We start from the raw sequence: 17,934 nt of genomic DNA on the forward strand, positions 1-17,934 counted from the left end.
GAAAAGTGATCACGAGGGCGTGAATTAAAGCCTTGCCCTCGGCGCGAAGCCGGGCATATTCCAGACCAGCGCACGCGAGTTTCCCATCAGGGTCGCTTCGTTCGGCGCTTCTAACCTCCGTTTTCCAGGGGACCCAGGGACATGACCACCGAAATCCTTCGCAAGCTGCTCGTCGCCGGCGCCGCCGTCGCCGCTCTGTCCGTCGCCGCCTGCAGCAAGCCCGCTGAAAAGGCCGCCGACACCGCCGAAGCCACCGCCGCTGACGCGACCGCCGCTGCCGAAACCGCCACCGACGCTGCGGCCACCGCCGCTGACGCCGCTGCGGACGCCACGAAGGCCGCTGGCGACGCGACCGCCGCCGCCGCTGCTCCGGCTGACGCCGCCGCCGCTCCGGCTGCTCCGGCTGCCGACGCCGCTGCTGCTCCGGCCGCTCCGGAAAAGAAGTAAGTCTTTCGAACGCTACGCGTTCTTAAGCGGGGGCCGCCCTTCTGGGCGGCCCTTTTCTTTTGCGCGTTATAAGCGCCGTCATGAGCGCCGATTCCCCTCTCGACTGGACTGACGACGGCCAGCCGCATTCGCGGCTCTATGGCGACGTCTATTTCTCGGCGCAGGACGGTCTGGCCGAAACCCGCGCGGTCTTCCTCGACGGCTGCGGCCTGCCAGGCGCCTGGGCTGGACGCACGCGGTTCACGGTCGGCGAGCTCGGCTTCGGAACCGGCCTCAACATCCTGGCTCTTCTCGACCTCTGGCGCCGCGAACGGCCGTCAGGCGCGCACCTGCACATTTTCAGCATCGAGGCCCACCCCATCACCGCCCAGGAGGCCGGCCGCGCTCTGTCGCGCTGGCCCGAGCTCGCCGACCTCGCCGGGATGCTGACGGCCGCCTGGCCCGATGGCGCGCGTAGTTTCCATCGCCTCGACTTTCCCGAGCTCGGCGCCAGCCTCGACCTGGCGATCATGGAGGTCGAGCCGGCTCTGTCGGCCTGGGCCGGCCGCGCCGACGCCTGGTTCCTCGACGGCTTCTCGCCCGCCCTCAACCCGGCCATGTGGCGCGAGGAGGTGCTGGCCCTGGTCGCGGCGCGGTCGGCCCCCGGCGCGGTCTGCGCCACCTTCACGGTCGCCGGCGCGGTGCGCCGTGGCCTGGCCGCCGCCGGCTTCACCCCCGAGAAGAAGCCCGGCTTCGGGCGCAAGCGCGAGCGGCTGGAAGCTCGCCTCGGCGGCGCGCCCGCCCCCGTTCGGCCACCGCGGCGCGTCGCCGTCGTCGGCGCGGGAATCGCCGGCGCGAGCGTCGTCCGCGCCCTGCGCGCCCTCGGCTGCGCGCCGGTGCTGCTCGACGCCGCCGGTCCCGGCGCCGGCGCCTCGGGCAATCCCGCAGCCCTGGTCACGCCCCGGCTCGATGCCGGGCTCGGTCCGGTCGCCGCCCTCTTCGCCCAGGCCCTGCGCCGCGCCGCCGCGCTCTATGCGGAGGTCCCCGACGCGGTGATCGCGCCCGGCGTGCTGCAACTGGCCGCCGGCCCCCGCGACGAGGGGCGTTTCGCAAAGATCGCCGCAAGCGACCTCTTCGCAAGCGGCGCGCTGGAGTTCATCGCGGCCGACGAGACGACCCGCCGCCTGGGCGAGGCCGGGCCGGCCGCCCTGGATATGACCGCCGCCCTGACCGTGGCGCCGGCCGCGATCCTGACGGCCTGGGCGGGCGAGACCTTGAAGGCCGCCCCGGCGAGCCTGGTCCGGGAAGGAGACGCCTGGGCGTTGCTCGACGCCGCCGGCGGCAGGATCCTGGAAGCCGAGGCGGTAATCCTGACGATAGGCCCCTCTACCGGCGCCTTTCTGGCCGACCTGCCGATAAGCCCCGTCCGCGGACAGGCGAGCTGGACGAGGACCGCCGAACCGCCGCCCGCGGCCGCCTGGGGCGGCTATGCCGTCCCTCTCCCCCCTGTCGGCCTGCTGTTCGGCGCCACCCACGACCGCGGCGAGACCGCCTGCGACGTCCGCGAGGCCGATCACCTGCGTAACCGCGAGGCCCTGGCTGCAGCCCTGCCCGATCTCGCCGGCCGGATCGCGGAGGCGCCGCTGGAGGGCCGCGCCTCGATACGCGGCGCCACCCCCGACCATCTCCCGCTCGCCGGCCCCGCGCCGGACGCCGAGGGCGTCTTCGTGCTGTCCGGTCTCGGATCCCGCGGCTTCTGCCTGGCTCCTCTGCTGGCCGAGCACGTGGCCGCCCTGGCGATGAACGCTCCCTCGCCCCTCCCCGCCGACCTCGCCGACCTGGTCGCGCCCGACCGATTCCTCAGGCGCGCGGCCCGGAAAGGCCGTACCGTCCCAGGCTCAAAGGATGGAGCAAGAGTATGATCCGGACCCTGATCCCGGCCCTGGCGGGGCTGGTCCTGGCGGGATGCACGACCGCCGCCTCCGAAAAGTCTGCCAGCGCCCAGCCGCGCCCGGCCCGGCAATGCTTCTTCGCCAGCACCGTCAGCAGTTTCAGCGCCGTCGACGAACGCACCGTGCACGTCCGTGTCGGCGTCAAGGATGTCTACCGCCTCGACCTCTTCGGCCGCTGCCCCGACGTCGACTGGAACCAGCAGATCGCCCTCGTCTCGCGCGGCGGCAATTCGATCTGCTCGGGACTGGACGCGACGATCATCACCAAGGGCCCGATCGGACCGCAGCGCTGCCCGGTCAGCAAGGTCACCAAGCTGACCCCGGAAGAAGTGGCGGCCCTGAAGGCCAGGCCCTGAAACGAAAAGGCGCCGCCCCCGAGGGAGCGGCGCCCGTATCGCGAAGACTGACGTCTCCTAGAAGCGCTTCTTCACGGCGATCGCATAGACGCGGCCGAGCGGCGTGCCGCTGGACGGGTCGTAGTTGTACTGCGTGCCGATCGCGAACGGCGGTTCCTCGTCGAAGAGGTTCTGCACGGTCGCGGTCATCGTGGTGTCCCACGGCAGTTCGAGCCGGTACGTCAGGTCGTGCTGCCAGTATTCGGGGATCTTGGTGGTCGACTTGGTCGCCAGAGCCAGCCCGATCGAGTTGCTCTCGATCTGGTTGACGCTGCTGATGTGCCGGATCTGCCAGCGCAGGTTATGCGGACCGCGCGACCAGTTCACGAACGCGTTGGCCCGCAGCTTGTTGTAGCCGGTGAAGATCGAAGCCCGATAGGTGCCCGCACGCTTGGAGGTGCCGGCGACCGGGGCCGCGACGCCTTCGATGGTGTAGGCGTCTTCGTCGTACTTCAGCAGGTAGCTGCCGTCGAAGCCGGTGGTCAGCGCGCCGCCGAACACGTCGCCCACGTCCAGGCTGGCCTGGAAGTCGATGCCCGCAGTCTTCACTTCGCCGCCGTTGATGTACTGCGTGCGGTAGGACTGGATGTTCGCGCGGCCGCACCCTGCGTCGGTGAAGGTGAACCGCGAGCGCAGCGCAACCAGCTTCGGATCGGTGCTGGTGCAGACATTGTTCGCGGTGAACGCCGCCGCGACCATGTCCGTGGCCGATTCCAGCAGCAGCTGGTCCTTGAAGTCGAAGTTCCAGTAATCGACCGTCGCCTTGAAGCGACCCACGTTGACCATAGCCCCGACGCTGTAGGTGAAGGCGGTTTCGGCGTCGAGGTTCGGATTGCCGAACTGGTCGTTGGCGCGCCAGGTGCCGTTGGCGTTGGTCAGGCCGCGCACGAAGGTGTTGGTCAGGATCGTCGCCGACGGCGCGCGATAGGTCGTACCGACCGAACCGCGGAACGCCAGCCAGTCCAGCGCCTGCCAGCGCAGCGAGGCCTTCGGATTGAAGGTCTCTCCTTGGCCGATATACGACTCGTAGCGGGCCGCCAGGGTCAGCTCCAGGTCGTCGGTGATCGGCAGCAGGGTTTCGGCGAAGACCGAGGCGATCTCCCGCGAAACGTCATACTGGGCGAGGTTGGCGTTGAAGAGATACGGGCCGGTCGGAACCAGGCAGTAGGGCTGGCCGTCGCCGAACGGGACCGAGTCGATGCAGGGCGTCGCATTGACATCGTGCAGCACTTCCGGGTTCTGACGGTACTGGTCGTAGCGGTATTGAGCGCCGGCCGCCCATTTCACGCTGCCGCCGCCCAGCTCCCAGGGCAACTCGCCGTTGAACACCAGATCGGCGACGAACAGGCGGGTCGACATCTTGTTGACCAGTCGCTCGTCCATCCACGACACGACGTCGTTGCGGGCGGCGACCGCGTCGTTGAAGCCGGGGATCGCGGCGCTGCCGATATAGTAGGGGTTGGCGCCGACGTTCGAGAGGCTTTGCTCAAAGCCGTTGGCGAAGGGGTTGAAATAGTAGCAGCCGAGAGCCGCATTGCCTGCGCCGGTGGTGAAGTTGTTGGTTTCGGCCGCGGTGCACTGGTCGGACTGGCCGGCGCGGCTGCCATAGCCGCGGAGGCCCAGCTGCAGGCGGTTGACCGAGAGGTCTTCCTGGACGCGGGTGTAGTCCTGCTGCTGGTAGGTCAGGGCCGCATCCCACTTGATGCCGCCCCACATCTCGCCCTTCAGGCCGCCGGCGACCCGGAAGGTGTCGACCTTGTAGCTGTAGTGGGCGTGCTTGTCCTCGGTGTAGGGGTTGCCCCCGAAGCCGATCGGCCGCCACGAGGTCTGGCTGGTGACCACGCCGTTGGCCCCCGCGGCCGTCGCATTGGCCAGGGCTTGATTCAACGCCGTTTGGCAGCTCGCCGCATCGATGCCGTAGGGCAGCACCGTGCCGTTGCAGTTCGCGCTTCGGATCTGACCGACCAGGGCGACCAGGCCCGGGTTGCTCGCCGGAACGTAGAAGCGGCCCTGATCGGAGGGCGCGATCGCCGGGATCGGCGAGGTGCCGCCCGCCAGCAGCGGGGTCGGGAACTGGTTCGGACCGGTGACCGCCCAGCTCTGGTTGGGCGTGTCGTGCATGGCGTAGAGCACCTCGACATTGGCCGACAGCGTGTCGGTGATGTCGAAGTTGAACTTGCCGTAGGCCTGGAAGTGATCCTCGTCCTCAACGAGGTTGTCGAAGACCGTGTACTGGAACTGGCAGGAGTTGGCGTCGGGCGTGATCGTGCGCAGGCCGATCACCGCCGAGATGTTGTAGGGCGCGCCTCCGTTGGCCGCGCAGCCGACGTCCGGCAGGCCGCCGCCGATGGTCGCGGCCGTGAAGCCGGTGTTGGGCGAGCCGGCGAAGGACGAGACGACGTTGTACTGGCCCGGGTTGCCGGTGCTGGCCCAGCCGCCCAGCGGGTTCTGCAGGAAGCCGGCGTTGCTGGTCCGCAGGGCCCAGTCACGCTCCTTGATCGGCAGCTTGGAGCGGTGGCGGTAGCCGATCGCGATCAAAGCGTCGGCGTTGTCCCACTTCTTGCCCCAGGCGATGCTGGTGTCGTAGTCGCCGTCCGAGCCATCGATGAACTGGTACTGACCGCTGACCTCGAAGCCGTCCAGGTCGGTGCGGGTGATGAAGTTCACGACCCCGCCGATAGCGTCCGAACCATAGGTCGCCGCCGCGCCGTCCTTCAGCACCTCTACCCGGCCGATCGCGGCCGTCGGCAACAGGTTGATGTCGACGGAGTTCAGGCTCTGGGGCGAGACCGGCACGCGCCGGCCGTTGAACAGCACCAGGGTCCGCGAACCGGTGGAGGGCGAGTTGAGGTTGCGCAGGTTGATGGTCGCCGCGCCCGAGCCCGAACCGAAGCGGTTGTTCTCGCCGATCACCGCGCCCGACGACGGAATGGTCTTGATAAACTGGACCATGGTGGGGGAGCCACGGGCTTCCAGTTCCTTCTGACCGATGACGTCGACCGGCAGGGCCGCGTCTTCCGGAGTGCCGGCGATGAATGAGCCGGTGACGACCACCTCCTCTACCGTCGCTTCCTGGGCTGCGGCGGCGCCGCCGAACGCCAGGGCGACAGCCAGAATCGAGCCGCCGCAGAAATATCTGCTCTTCAACATAGGTGTTTCCTTTCCCCCTCGAACCCGCGCTCCGATTGAAATGCAGCGCTTTGTCTATGTTCGAGTATGCCGATCTTCCCCGGCTATTCGCGGGATGACCAGCCCAATCTTGTCGAGATCACGGCGTTCTTGAAACGCGTCCTAGGCTGCGCTTTTGAGCGAGCCAGGCATACCGAGTATTGAAAAATCTGGAAAACTCGCAGAGCCGGAACTCGAAACATTGTTTCCCGAAGGAAATGCCGGCCCGCCGAGCACGACCGAACGCCGTTCGGATCAGTCGGCATATTCGAAGATGCAGTTCAGCGGGGTGAAAGAGCGTGAACGCCGTAACGCCAATGTGTGGCGCCTCCGCATCGCCCACGAAAAAAGGCGCCGCAAGGGAAGCCTTGCGACGCCTTCAGAGATCAGTGCGGGCCGCTCGCAGCCCGTGCGCCGCCTAGAATTTCTTCTTCACGGCGATCTTGTAGGTCCGGCCCAGCGCGTTGCCGGTGAACGGATCGTAGTTCAGGTCGAGGCGGGCGAACGACGGCTCGCTGTCGAACACATTGTCGATCGACAGGTTCACCGTGACATCCCACGGGGCCAGCCAGCGGTAGTCGATCTCGTGCAGCCAGGTGTCGTCGATCTTGGCGCCGTTGGGCTGGATCGCGCCGTTCACCGCATTGGGGGCGAAGATCGAAGCCCGCTGGTCCACGTAGGAGTCGATGTAGTTCACCGTCCAACGCAGATTGTGGTTGCCGTGCGTGTACTCGGCGAACACCGAGCCCTTGAGCGGCGGCAGCGAGGTCGCGGTGAGCTGGTAGTTCAGGTAGCCGACCGCATCGAAGGCCTTTTCGATCGTCACGTCGCCGATCTTGAAGGGGTCGACCTTGTACTCGATCGTGTAGCTGGCCGAGAGCCCGACCCGGAAGTCGCCGCCCCAGACATCGCCGAAATCATAGTCCGCCAGCACGTCGATGCCCGAGGTCTTCACCGCCGGGCCGTTGGCCCAGAAGGTCCGCAAGCGGTGGACCAACAAGGCCGGCGGGCCCGCTGGCGGCGGACGCACGAGCACCGGCGCAATCACCTACCTTCTGTCCAACCCGGTTTATCGCGGCGTAAACCGCCACAAGGACAAGACCTATGAAGGCGCCCATCCGGCGATCGTCGACGAGGAGACCTGGAACGAAGCGCAAGCGCTCCTTGCTGTCCGCAAGGCCAAACACGACGGACCGACCTTCAGCCAGCGTGGGAAACTTGCCCACATCCTGTTCGACGACCGAGGCAACGCGATGCCCATGGTCCACAACCGGCGTCGCGGAAAGTTCTACCGATACTATCTCTCTCGACCGAAGATCACCGGGGTCGGCGAGGTCGGCAGCCTGCCGCGGATCTCGGCTGGGGTTTTGGAGCAGTTTCTGGTCGAGCGCCTGGCGCCGATGCTGTCGCCTGCTCATGCGCCAGACGCCGAGGCGATCGACCGCGTCGTCTCCGCTCTGGAGCGCATTACCCTGGGCGAGGACCAGATTGTGCTGCAGGTCAGCGAGACGGCTGTTTCGCCTGACGCGTTGAAGGCCTTTCAACATGGCCCCGACGGCGTCGCGGGCGTGCGCACCTTGCGCCTCGCGTTCCATATGCGGCGACGCCAGGGCGCGGTGATCATCGAGCCCACGGATGCGGCGCCAACGCCCGCCGCAAAGTTGGATCGGGCACTGATCCGCGCCGTGGTTCTCGCCCGAACCTGGGCTGAGCGGCTGGAGCGGGGCGAGGTCGAGACCATCAAGGCCTTGGCCCGGGCTGAAGGGCTCTGCAACCACTACACCACGCGGCTTTTGCCGCTCGCATATCTCGCGCCTGATATCGTCGCCCAGATATTGGAGGGCCGCCAGCCACGGGCCGTCAGTCTCGGAGCCCTGACCGCTGCTCCGCTCCCAGCGGACTGGGAAGCGCAACGGCGACGGTTCCAGCAGTTGGGAAGCGCCGCGGCTTGAAATCGCTGTTCTGAGATGAAACTTCGCTGATCTCCATCCTGGCTCCGCATCGGCTGCGGAGCCGAAATCGTCTCTGATGCAAGGCGTTAACCTGCAAGGCGGATGCCGTGTCGGCGTTACCGAAACTGGAAAATCGCTGATGATTTCGCTGTTAGCAGCGATATCCAGGGTGGCTCGCGGACCGAAACCTACACTTCTGGAATGGCCCTGGAGAGAACCGGGCGAATTGCGGGCGTCGGCGCCGCTTCGCGGCTCTCGGAGAGCCGGGCGTAGGGATGCATAGCCGCCTAACCGGCGGACTTCTTGAAGGTATTCTCGGGAAGGGAATTCACGCCGGTTCAGCGGCGAAAGGAATGGTGGACGCGACAGGGATTGAACCTGTGACCCCTACGATGTCAACGTAGTGCTCTCCCGCTGAGCTACGCGTCCGAACCAAGTCGGGCTCCCTTTCGGGACCGGGAGGCGGCGGTATAGCGGCGAGGGCTGGCTTAGGCAAGCGCCCCCGGACGGTTTTTCGACAGCCTCAGGCCGCGGCCATCATCCGCTCCACCTCGGAGACGATTTCCCGCAGGTGGATAGGCTTTGACAGCACCTTGGCGCCGGGCGGCGCGCTTTCGCCCGCGGCCAGGGCCACGGCGGCGAAGCCGGTGATGAACATGATGCGCAGGCCGGGATGGCGGGCGGCGGCCAGGCGCGCGACCTCTATGCCGTCCATGCCGGGCATGACGATGTCCGTCAGCAGCAGATCCCAGTTCTGGTCGAGCACGGCGGCGGCCTCGTCGCCGTCGGCGCAGGACGTCACCTCATAGCCGGCCCGCTCAAGGGCGCGGGACAGGAAGCCGCGAAGCGAGTCGTCGTCTTCAGCGAGGAGGATCCGGGGCATAGGCGCTCGCAAAGGCATAAACGTAAGCCCGCAGCCTACGCCATCAGATGTAAATCCACGATGAACCGCGCGGGCGCCCCGATGTGTTTGACCGCAAACGAGACGCATCGTCATATGGCGGCGATGAACGCCTGGGAGCCCATCGCCAACGACCGCGGCGCGCCGTTTCCCGCACCCTTCGAGGTGCGCCGCGCGCGACGGGACGGCGAGCCTGCGCCGACGCCGCTGGTGTTCGCCTCGCCCCATTCCGGCCGGTTCTATCCCGACGACATGATGGCGGCCGCCGCCCTCGACGCCCATGCCATCCGCCGCTCGGAAGACGCTTTCGTCGACGAATTGATCGAGTGCGCCAGCCGCCACGGCGCGGCGGTGATCAGCGCCAACCTGGCCCGCGCCTATATCGACGTGAACCGCGAGGCCTTCGAGCTCGACCAGGCGATGTTCGCCGACGAACTGCCCGACTTCGCCCGCGCCCGCACGGCCCGGGTGGCGGCGGGCCTGGGCGCCATCGCCCGCGTGGTGTCGGAGGGGCAGGAAATCTACGCCCGCAAGCTGACCTTCGAAGAGGCCCGGGGACGGATCGAGAATGTCCATGCGCCCTATCACGCCGCCCTCGCCCGCCTGCTGGGCGAGGCGCACGCGGCTCACGGCTATGCAATCCTGGTCGACTGGCACTCCATGCCCGCCGCCGCCGCGCGAGTGGGCGGCCGGGGCGGCTGCGACATGGTGCTGGGAGACCGCTTCGGGGCGGCCTGCGCTCCGCTGGTGACCCAGACGGTCGAGCGCGAACTGGAGGCGTTCGGCTACCAGGTGGCCCGCAACGCGCCTTACGCCGGCGGCTACACCACCGAGCACTACGGCCGGCCAGGGCGGCGCACCCACGCCCTGCAGATCGAGATCAACCGCGCGCTCTATCTCAATGAGATGAGCCTGCAGCCCACCGCCGGCTTCGCCAAGCTCAAGGCCAACCTGGAAGCGGTGATCGCCACCCTCGGCCGCACGGACTGGTCGGGGCTGAGAGCCTAGGCCGGCCGGCGCGCGCGCATGGCCTGGTTGATGGTGCCGTCGTCGAGCCAGTCGAGTTCGCCGCCGACCGGCACGCCGCGCGCCAGCATGGTCACCGACACCCCGGCCCCTTCCAGCCGTTCGGCCAGGTAGTGCGCGGTGGTCTGGCCGTCGACCGTCGCCGGCAGGGCCAGGATCACCTCCCGCACGGCCGGATCGGTCGCCCGACCGACCAGCGGGCCGATGCGCAGGGCTTCGGGCCCTACCCCATCGAGCGCCGAGAGCAGGCCGCCCAGCACGTGGTAACGGCCGCGGAAGGCGCCGGCCCGCTCCATGGCCCACAGCGCGCCCACCTCCTCGACCACGCAGATCAGCGAGGCGTCGCGCTGAACGTCGGCGCAGATGGCGCAGGGGTCCTGGGTGTCGAGCGAGCCGCAGACGCCGCAGGTCTTCACACGCTCGGCCGCGATCGAGAGCGCATCGGAAAGCGGCAGCAAAAGCTGATCGCGCCGCTTCAGCAGCGCCAGCGCCGCGCGCCGGGCCGACCGGGGCCCGAGCCCCGGCAGCTTGGAGAGCAGGCCGATCAGCCGCTCGATCTCAGGTCCGGCGGAGGCGGCCAAGGGCTCAGAACTTCGGCATTCCGGGCAGGCCCATGCCGGCCAGCGGGCCGGCCGCCTGACGCATCAGCTCGCCCTGCTGGGCGTCCAGCTTGCGCTTGGCGTCGGCATGGGCGGCGACGATCAGATCCGAGATCACCTCACCCTCGCCGGGCGCCAGCAGACTTTCGTCCAGGTCGACCGAGGCCAGTTCGCCGGTCCCACGCAGGGTCACCTTGACCATGCCGCCGCCCGACGTGCCCTCGACGACGATCTCGGCGATCTTCGCCTGAGCGTCGGCCAGCTTCTGCTGCATGGCCTGGGCCTGCTTCATGATGGATCCGAGGTCTTTCATGGCGTCTCTCTCGAAATGGGGCGCAAGGTCGGCCGCGGGCGCGGCCGGCGCGGTCACTCGTCGTCTTCGTCTTCCGGGGTCTCGGCGGCCGGCGCGGCCTCCGGCAGTGGAATGTTGCGGATGCTGAGGATCTCGGCTCCCGGGAAGGCCTGCATGACCGACACCACGAAGGGGTCGGCCTCGATTTCGGCGCGGACCTCCAGGGCCTCGCGCTTCTGACGCTCCCAGGCGCTCTCGGCTCCGCCGCCGCCGCGGGCGGCGATCAGCCAGGGCTGGCCGGTCCACTCCTTCAGCCGAGCGACCAGGCGCTGGGCCAGGTTGTTCGGCGCGCCCGGCACCGGTTCGTATTCCAGCGCGCCCTGGCGGAAGCTGATCGGACGCACATAGCGCTCGACGTCCAGCTGCAGGACGATGTCGCGCTTGAGCTTGATGAGGTTCAGGACGTCGGCGAACGAGTTGAGCGTCGGGACCGCGTCGCCCTGGGCCTGGGCTTCCGGCGGCGCCATGACCCGCGCCTGGGCGCTCACGCTCCCGCCGCCGACGCTCGCGGCCACGCCGCCTCCCCCGCCACCCCCGCCGCTCGGCGGGACGCCGGGCAGGCCCTCGCCGGCCTGGAGCCGCTTGAGGGCTTCCTCGGGTCCGGGCAGGTCGGCGGCGTAGGCCAGACGGATCAGGGCCATGTCGCAGGCCGCGGCCGCGTCGGGCGCGCGGCGCACTTCGTCGTGGGCCTTCAGCAGCATCTGCCAGATGCGCGAGAGATTGCCGGCCGAAACCGAGGCGCCGACCGCCGCCAGGCGCGCGGCCTGCTCCTTCGGCAGGGTCAGGGCCTGGGGCCCGATCGCCTTGGCGACCGAGGCGCCGTGGGTGTGGTCCATCAGGTCCAGCACGACTTGCCCCGGCTCGGCGCCGAAGTTGTACAGCGTGCGGAAGGTCTCGACCGCCGGCCCCGCATGGCCGCGCATCACCTGCTCGAACAGGCTGATGGTCTGGGCGCGGTCGGCCAGGCCCAGCATGTCGCGGATCGAGGCGGCCGTGACCGTCTGGCCCGCCTCGGCCTGGACGATGGCCTGGTCGAGCATCGACTGTGCGTCGCGCATCGAGCCTTCGGCCGCGCGGGCGATCAGCAGCAGCCCCTCAGCCTCGACCATCGCGCCCTCGTTGGTCGCGATCATCTCCAGGTTCTTGACCACCACGTCCGGCTCCACCCGGCGCAGGTCGAAGCGCTGACAGCGGGACAGGATGGTCACCGGCACCTTGCGGATCTCGGTGGTGGCGAAGATGAACTTGGCGTGGGGCGGCGGCTCTTCGAGGGTCTTCAGGAGCGCATTGAACGCCCCCGTCGAGAGCATGTGCACCTCGTCGATGATGTAGACCTTGTAGCGCGCCTCGACCGGCGCGTAGCGCACCCCGTCCAGCAGCTCGCGCATGTCGTTGACGCCGGTGCGGCTGGCGGCGTCCAGCTCCAGCACGTCCATGTGCCGGCCCTCGATGATGGCGCGGCAGTGGCGGCCTTCGACCTTCAGGTCCAGGCTCGGCTCGTGGATCTGGTCGGTCTCGTAGTTCAGGGCGCGGGCCAACAGGCGGGCGGTGGTGGTCTTGCCCACTCCGCGCACGCCGGTCAGCATGAAGGCGTGGGCGATCCGGCCGCTGGCGAAGGCGTTGCGTAGCGTGCGCACCATCGCCTCCTGGCCGTACAGGTCCTCGAAGGTGCGCGGGCGGTACTTGCGCGCGATGACGGTGTAGGCGGCGGATTCTTCGACGGACGCAGCCGGCGGCGCGGCGGGCGCGCCGAACATGTCGCTCGTATTGGGATCGCGTTCGAGCGTCTCGGGTTCTTCGTCTTCGGCCATCGGCGCCCGAGAGAAAAGGGGTGGGTGGAGACCGAACGACGACCCGGAGCGAAACTCGTTACGGCTGCTTCCTTCCGGACCTGACCGGGTTGGCGAGGCGTCCGCCCGTCGCCGATCTCCGCCCCCTATATCGCGACCTTGGCGCTCGCGCGCAAGCGCCAGCGCAGCTACAACTCCGCGCATGCCGCTCTCAGCTCACCAGAACACCTTCGCCGGCAACCCTTTGAACCGTGCGAGCGAAAGACGCGGCGATGCGTCGTGGCTGGCCGAAAAGCTGCTGGCGCCCGATTCGCTGGCCATCGCGCTGTGGAACGGCAAGCCGCTGGTCGAGAAGTCGCAAACCGGCGACCTGCAGATCGCCTACATTCCCTCACGCCTCGCCGAGGATCTGTCCGGCGGGGCCGAGCGGCTGCTGTTCATGGGCCTCTGGCAGGAGACGGCGGTCTTCGCCGTCGACCTGGAGGGCGGGCACGATCCGGTCGAGGGGCCGCTGGCCGGCATGGGCGCCTTCGAGGAGCTGCGGGCCGTGGCCATGCGCATGCCCGGCCCCGACGCCGCCATGGCGGCCACCGCCAAGTCGATGTTCGAGTGGCGCCGGCGCCATCGCCACTGCTCGGCCTGCGGCCATCAGAGCGACGTGGTCGACGGCGGCTGGAAGCGCCAGTGCCCCTCGTGCAACGCCGAGCACTTCCCGCGCACCGACCCGGTGGTGATCATGCTGGCCGTGCACGAAGACCGCTGCATGGTCGGCCGCCAGGAAATCTGGCCCAAGGGCATGTTCTCGGCCCTGGCCGGCTTCCTCGAACCCGGCGAGAGCATCGAGGAGGCCTGCGCGCGCGAGCTGGAGGAGGAGGCGGGGCTGAAGACCGTGTCGGTCGCCTATCACTCGACCCAGCCCTGGCCCTACCCGTCCTCGCTGATGATCGGCCTGATCGCCCAGGTGGCCAGCGACGAAGCCACGCCCGACCAGACTGAGCTTTCCGAAGTCCGCTGGTTCACCAAACAGGAGGCCCGCGACGTCCTGGCCGGGAAGGTGGAAGGCGTCTTCGCGCCCGGCCCCCTGGCCATCGCCCACCAGTTGCTGAAGACCTGGGCGGAGAGCGACTGACCACAACTCTCCCTATCCGCGAATCTGATTGACGACCGCACGCCATACGGGTTTCGCTGGCGCATCGAACGGCTGAATCGATCAGTGGGGGTAATCTTGAAGTTTAGTTTGATGTCGCTGGGCGCGCTCGGCGCCCTGGCGCTCGCCGCACCGGCCCATGCCGCCGCGCAGTTGGACCAGAGCAGCATTCCGAACGGTCCGTCCTTTTTGGCTCAAGGGACCGGTCTTAAGGCCGGCCAGATCGACGTGCAGTCGTTCACAGCGGGCCTCAAGGGGCGCCTTGAGAAGATCGATCTCGCGCTGAACCGCTGGGGACAGGCCGAGAGCTCCGTCTCCTTCAGTCTGCAACGCCTCTCGGGCGAGACCCTGTTCTCGACCCAGATCAGCGCTTCGAGCCTTTCGGAGGTGGCCTGGGACGACTGGTACTCGTCACCCATCGACCTCTCAAGCGCCAACATCCTGGTCAATCAGGGCGATCAGTTCCGCCTGGTTCTGACCGGAGCCCCCCAGTCGACGCCCGGCGCCATCGGCTGGTTCTACATGACGAACGGCACGCCGTTCTCCTATGCTGGCGGAAACGCGTCGATCGACGGCTACGCCTTCAACTGGGACTACGGTTTCCGCACCTATGTGAACTCCGCGGTGCCCGAACCGGCCGCCTGGGCGTTGATGATCGTCGGCTTCGGCGGCGCGGGTCTGGCGCTGCGGCGCAGCCGGCGACCGCAGGTCGCCGGCTGCTGAGTCGAGTGGAGAGTTGAGTTCGAACGCTGCTGACAAACTGCTGTCAGCAGCGTGGTCTAAGGGGCCCATCAAAGCGGAGAACCCCGATGTCCGACGAACTCGTCTTCTACACCAACCCCATGTCCCGCGGCCGCATCATCCGCTGGGCGCTGGAAGAGGTCGGCCAGCCCTACGAGGCGGTGGTGATCGACCTTTCGGCCATGAAGGACCCAGCCTATCTGGCCGTGAACCCGATGGGCAAGGTGCCGGCCATCCGCCACGGCGGCGTCGTGGTCACCGAGGCCGCTGCGATCTGCGCCTACCTCGCCGACGCCTTCCCGCAGGTGAATCTGGCCCCGCCGCCTGGCGACAAGCTGCGCGGTTTGTATTTCCGCTGGCTGTTCTTCGCCGCCGGGCCGCTCGAGGCGGCTGTCACCACCCGGATGCTCGGCTTCGAGGTGCCTCCGGACCGCCGCAGCACGGCGGGCTGGGGCTGCTATGACGACGTCCTGAACGTCCTGGAGCGCGAGCTGACCGGCCGCGCGTTCATCGCGGGCGACGCGTTCACCATGGCCGACCTTTATGTCGGATCGCACCTGTCCTGGGGCCTGCAGTTCGGCAGCATCGAGCCGCGCGAGGTCTTCAAGGCCTATGCCGAGCGCATGACCGCCCGCCCGGCCGCACTCCGCGCCGCGGCGATCGACGACGCCCTGATCCCGGCCGCCTAGCCTACCCGACCTTCAGGATCACCTCGACGTCGTCGCCACGGCGGGTGCGGCGCTCCAGCCGCGCCTGTCCGATAGCGTTCGAGAGGTCGGCGGCGAAAGCCCGCACCGGCGGCTTCAAGTCGCCGGTGACGACGATCGTATAGGGCGGCGAAAGCTGGCTCATGGTCCCGAACACCATCGAGTCCACGAAGGCCTCGATGCTGGAGCCGTGGCCGGGGATGGCCTGGATGGCTTCATGCAGCAGCCGCGCGAATTCCTTGGGGTTGCCGCAGCGGCTCGCGTCGATCTCGATGGTCTTCATCAGCCGGCGCGCGAACGGAACGGATCGGCCGGATAGACGCCGAGAATCTCGAACTTCTCGGAGAAGAACTTGAGCTCCTCGAAGGCCAGCGCCAGGTCGCGGTCCTCGGGACGGCCATCGACCTCCGCGTAGAAGAAGGTCGCGGTGAAGGCGCCGTTCTCCATGTAGCTTTCCAGCTTGGTCATGTTGACGCCGTTGGTCGCAAAGCCGCCCAGGGCCTTGTAGAGGGCGGCCGGAAGGTTGCGGACGCGGAAGATGAAACTGGTCACGCAAGGGGCGGTGAAAGGCGGCGGCGGCGGGTCCTTGTCGGCCGTCATCACCAGGAAGCGCGTGGTGTTGTTGTGCTCGTCCTCGATGTCGCGGACCAGGATCTCCAGGCCATAGAGCTCGGCCGAGAGGGCCGGTGAGACCGCCGCTCGGCTGCGGTCGGGATTGGCGGCCAGCAGCTTGGCGGCGAGCGCGGTGTCGCCCACCGGCTCGGTGCGCAGCTTCAGGCGGCGGATGGTCTTGCGGCACTGGCCCAGCGCGATGGGCATGGAGGTCGCGACCTTCACCTCGTCCAGGGTCACGCCCGGATTGACCATGAGCTGGAAGTGAATGGGCTTGAACCGCTCGCCGATGATCTTCAGGCCCGAGGACGGCAGCAGGTGGTGCACATCGGCGACGCGGCCGGCGATCGAGTTCTCGACCGGGATCATGCCCAGCTGACAATCACCGGTCTTCACCGCCTCGAACGCCTCCTCAAAGGTGGCGTGGGGGACGGGCTCCATCTCCGGAAAGGCCGCGAGGCAGGCCTCGTGGCTGTTGGCGCCGAGCTCGCCCTGGAAGGCGATCCGTCCCTTGGTCATGCGTGTTCCCTTGCGTACTCCGACCATTTTCCGCCGAGGTGGCGGCCGGTTCGGCTTAGAAAATGGTTTAACCTACAAGTCTTGAGCATTCGCTCGCGCGAATGCGCGGGCCCGTTCGAGATCGGACGGGTTGTCCACCGAGATCGGCGCCTCGTCGATGACGGCGGCCCAGATCGACATGCCGAGCTCAAGCGCGCGAAGCTGTTCCAGCCGCTCGCGGACCTCCAGCGGCGAGGGCGGGGCGGCGCAGAAGCGCAGCAGCGACTCGCGGCGATAACCGTAAACTCCGTGGTGGAGCCACACCGGCGCATCGCCATAGAGCACCGAACGGGTGAAATAGAGCGCTCGGGCGCTGCGGCCGTCCGGAGCCATGGCCGCGACCACCTTCGGAATGTCCGGGTTCGTCCGTTCGGCGACGTCCGCTTCGGCGACCATGACGGTCGAGATGTCGCAGCTTGGCTGGTCGGCCAGCAGCCGAGCCGCCGCCTCGACCACCACGGGATCGAGGAACGGTATGTCGCCCTGCAGATTGATGATGACGTCGTGCCGACCGTCGGGATCGAGCGCGTTCAGCGCCGCGACGATGCGGTCCGAACCCGACGGCAGATCGGGGTCGGTCAGCACCGCGGTCCCGCCTGCGGCTTGAACAGCCTCGACAATTTCGACGTCGCCTGCCGCGACCGCGACCGGGCCGATCCCGGCGCGCTCGGCCTGGCGCAGGACACGGACGATCATCGGCGTACCCTCGATATCGGCGAGGGGTTTGCCCGGCAGTCGGGTGGCGGCCATGCGGGCCGGAATGAGGATGATCGGTTTCATGACGCGCCCGAGCGACCAACTGGCCGGTTGCGCGGGCGGCGGTAGCGTGTAAGAGAGCCGGGCGCAATAAGGGGCGGGGATTCCCGCGCGGACGTCAGCCTGTGCGGCTGGCCGTTGAGAGGGCCGATTTAGAGACTATGAGCGACCTCACGTTCAACAAAGTCGCTGGCGCTGTGCTGGCGACCGGCCTGGCCATCATTGGCCTTCGCGAGATTTCTTCGGGCGTGTTCGCCCCCAAGGAAGTTGAAAAGCCCGGCTATGCGATCGAGGTCGCCGAGGAAGCCGGCGGCGAAGGTGGGGCCGCCGCGGCCGCCCCGATCGACTGGGGCACCGTCCTGCCGGTCGCCGACGTGAAGGCTGGCGAAGCGGTCTTCGCCAAGTGCAAGTCCTGCCACACCATCGAAGCCGGCGGCCCGAACGGCACCGGCCCGAACCTGCACGGCGTGCTGGGTCGCATCTCGGGCACCCATGCCGGCTTCGCCTACTCGCCGGCCATGGTCGAGCACGGCAAGACCGTCGGCGCCTGGACCTTCGAGGAGCTCTCGGAGTTCGTGGCCGCGCCGCAGAAGCACACCCCCGGCACCAAGATGACCTTCGTCGGCCTCAAGAAGCCCGAAGACCGCATCAACCTGATCGCCTATCTGAACACCCAGGGCTCCAACCTGCCCTTCCCGGCTCCGAAGCCCGCCGCCGCTGCGGCCCCGGCCGCGGACGGCGCGGCGGCTCCGGCCGCTGCGGAAGGCGCTCCGGCGGCTCCGGCCGAAGGCGCTGCGGCTCCCGCCGCGGGCGCGGCTCCTGCGGCTGCGGCCCCGGCGGCGAAGTAAGCCT

17 protein-coding genes, 1 tRNA gene, 1 other RNA gene and 1 pseudogene are annotated in these 17,934 nt (G+C 68.3%); 9 read left to right on the forward strand and 11 right to left on the reverse strand.

All coding sequences use genetic code 11. The features are described from left to right. Positions 1-141 precede the first annotated feature (141 nt). The 3 genes from ACE3T2_RS06515 (at position 142) to ACE3T2_RS06525 (ending at position 2,734) form a co-directional block, all read left to right on the forward strand. Entirely contained in the window at positions 142-447 is a 306-nt protein-coding gene (locus ACE3T2_RS06515; RefSeq protein WP_374655914.1) for a hypothetical protein, read from the forward strand. An 80-nt stretch (positions 448-527) separates the two neighbouring features. Next, on the forward strand, positions 528-2,348 hold the full coding sequence (mnmD, locus tag ACE3T2_RS06520; protein ID WP_374655916.1) for a tRNA (5-methylaminomethyl-2-thiouridine)(34)-methyltransferase MnmD: 1,821 nt from the start codon (positions 528-530) through the stop codon (positions 2,346-2,348). After that, entirely contained in the window at positions 2,345-2,734 is a 390-nt protein-coding gene (locus ACE3T2_RS06525) for a DUF6491 family protein (RefSeq protein WP_374655918.1), read from the forward strand. Before mnmD ends, ACE3T2_RS06525 begins: the two co-directional genes overlap by 4 nt. Before the next feature lie 57 nt (positions 2,735-2,791). Here ACE3T2_RS06525 and ACE3T2_RS06530 read toward each other — a convergent pair whose 3' ends face one another. Next, positions 2,792-5,923 carry a TonB-dependent receptor domain-containing protein gene (locus ACE3T2_RS06530; protein WP_374655920.1) on the reverse strand — a complete coding sequence of 1,044 codons (3,132 nt, stop codon included), beginning with the start codon at positions 5,921-5,923 and terminating at the stop codon, positions 2,792-2,794. A 436-nt stretch (positions 5,924-6,359) separates the two neighbouring features. Further along, positions 6,360-6,896 (reverse strand): hypothetical protein, encoded by a 537-nt coding sequence (locus tag ACE3T2_RS06535; RefSeq protein ID WP_374655922.1) that lies wholly within the window; start codon positions 6,894-6,896, stop codon positions 6,360-6,362. Between ACE3T2_RS06535 and ACE3T2_RS06540 the strand changes: the two genes are divergently transcribed. After that, on the forward strand, positions 6,880-7,893 hold the full coding sequence (locus ACE3T2_RS06540) for a recombinase family protein (RefSeq protein ID WP_374655924.1): 1,014 nt from the start codon (positions 6,880-6,882) through the stop codon (positions 7,891-7,893). The two genes, ACE3T2_RS06535 and ACE3T2_RS06540, sit on opposite strands and share 17 nt — an antisense overlap. A 354-nt stretch (positions 7,894-8,247) precedes the next feature. Here the strand turns inward: ACE3T2_RS06540 and ACE3T2_RS06545 are convergent. After that, positions 8,248-8,322: transfer RNA gene (locus ACE3T2_RS06545), tRNA-Val, on the reverse strand. Positions 8,323-8,416: 94 nt separating this feature from the next. Then, positions 8,417-8,776: a cell cycle two-component system response regulator CpdR gene (gene cpdR / locus ACE3T2_RS06550; RefSeq protein WP_374655926.1), complete on the reverse strand. Its 360-nt coding sequence runs from the start codon at positions 8,774-8,776 to the stop codon at positions 8,417-8,419. Between the two features lie 123 nt (positions 8,777-8,899). On the opposite strand from cpdR, the gene ACE3T2_RS06555 reads away from it, so the two are divergent. Further along, entirely contained in the window at positions 8,900-9,802 is a 903-nt protein-coding gene (locus ACE3T2_RS06555) for an N-formylglutamate amidohydrolase (protein WP_374655928.1), read from the forward strand. Here the strand turns inward: ACE3T2_RS06555 and recR are convergent. From recR to ffs, 4 genes are all read right to left on the reverse strand, one after another. Beyond that, a complete protein-coding gene (gene recR, locus ACE3T2_RS06560) occupies positions 9,799-10,401 on the reverse strand; it encodes a recombination mediator RecR (protein ID WP_374655930.1) in 603 nt (200 codons plus the stop codon). The two genes, ACE3T2_RS06555 and recR, sit on opposite strands and share 4 nt — an antisense overlap. A 4-nt stretch (positions 10,402-10,405) precedes the next feature. After that, the gene (locus ACE3T2_RS06565; protein WP_374655932.1) at positions 10,406-10,789 is read right to left on the reverse strand and encodes a YbaB/EbfC family nucleoid-associated protein; all 384 of its coding nucleotides are present in this window, start codon (positions 10,787-10,789) and stop codon (positions 10,406-10,408) included. Continuing rightward, positions 10,786-12,582, reverse strand: coding sequence for a DNA polymerase III subunit gamma/tau (locus tag ACE3T2_RS06570; RefSeq protein ID WP_374655934.1), 1,797 nt, complete (start codon positions 12,580-12,582; stop codon positions 10,786-10,788). The genes ACE3T2_RS06565 and ACE3T2_RS06570 overlap by 4 nt, the downstream gene beginning before the upstream one ends. A gap of 22 nt (positions 12,583-12,604) precedes the next feature. Beyond that, positions 12,605-12,703, reverse strand: an RNA gene (gene ffs / locus ACE3T2_RS06575) — signal recognition particle sRNA small type. Positions 12,704-12,763: 60 nt separating this feature from the next. Here ffs and nudC point away from each other — a divergent pair. The 3 genes and pseudogenes from nudC to ACE3T2_RS06590 all read left to right on the forward strand — a co-directional run bounded on the left by nudC (position 12,764) and on the right by ACE3T2_RS06590 (position 15,138). Next, positions 12,764-13,690: an NAD(+) diphosphatase gene (nudC, locus tag ACE3T2_RS06580; protein ID WP_374655936.1), complete on the forward strand. Its 927-nt coding sequence runs from the start codon at positions 12,764-12,766 to the stop codon at positions 13,688-13,690. 630 nt (positions 13,691-14,320) lie between these two features. Beyond that, positions 14,321-14,431 (forward strand): annotated as a pseudogene (locus tag ACE3T2_RS06585) (PEPxxWA-CTERM sorting domain-containing protein); the annotation flags it as partial. Positions 14,432-14,517: 86 nt separating this feature from the next. Beyond that, positions 14,518-15,138 carry a glutathione S-transferase family protein gene (locus tag ACE3T2_RS06590; RefSeq protein WP_374655938.1) on the forward strand — a complete coding sequence of 207 codons (621 nt, stop codon included), beginning with the start codon at positions 14,518-14,520 and terminating at the stop codon, positions 15,136-15,138. Position 15,139: 1 nt separating this feature from the next. Here the strand turns inward: ACE3T2_RS06590 and ACE3T2_RS06595 are convergent, their stop codons facing one another. From ACE3T2_RS06595 to ACE3T2_RS06605, 3 genes are all read right to left on the reverse strand, one after another. After that, positions 15,140-15,439 (reverse strand): hypothetical protein, encoded by a 300-nt coding sequence (locus tag ACE3T2_RS06595; RefSeq protein WP_374655940.1) that lies wholly within the window; start codon positions 15,437-15,439, stop codon positions 15,140-15,142. After that, on the reverse strand, positions 15,439-16,287 hold the full coding sequence (locus ACE3T2_RS06600) for a prephenate dehydratase (RefSeq protein WP_374655942.1): 849 nt from the start codon (positions 16,285-16,287) through the stop codon (positions 15,439-15,441). Before ACE3T2_RS06600 ends, ACE3T2_RS06595 begins: the two co-directional genes overlap by 1 nt. A gap of 72 nt (positions 16,288-16,359) precedes the next feature. Beyond that, positions 16,360-17,106 carry a 3-deoxy-manno-octulosonate cytidylyltransferase gene (locus ACE3T2_RS06605; RefSeq protein WP_374655944.1) on the reverse strand — a complete coding sequence of 249 codons (747 nt, stop codon included), beginning with the start codon at positions 17,104-17,106 and terminating at the stop codon, positions 16,360-16,362. A gap of 137 nt (positions 17,107-17,243) precedes the next feature. Between ACE3T2_RS06605 and ACE3T2_RS06610 the strand changes: the two genes are divergently transcribed. After that, positions 17,244-17,930 carry a cytochrome c family protein gene (locus ACE3T2_RS06610; RefSeq protein ID WP_374655946.1) on the forward strand — a complete coding sequence of 229 codons (687 nt, stop codon included), beginning with the start codon at positions 17,244-17,246 and terminating at the stop codon, positions 17,928-17,930. Positions 17,931-17,934 lie beyond the last annotated feature (4 nt).

Source organism: Phenylobacterium sp. (assembly GCF_041919955.1).
Lineage (GTDB): Bacteria > Pseudomonadota > Alphaproteobacteria > Caulobacterales > Caulobacteraceae > Phenylobacterium.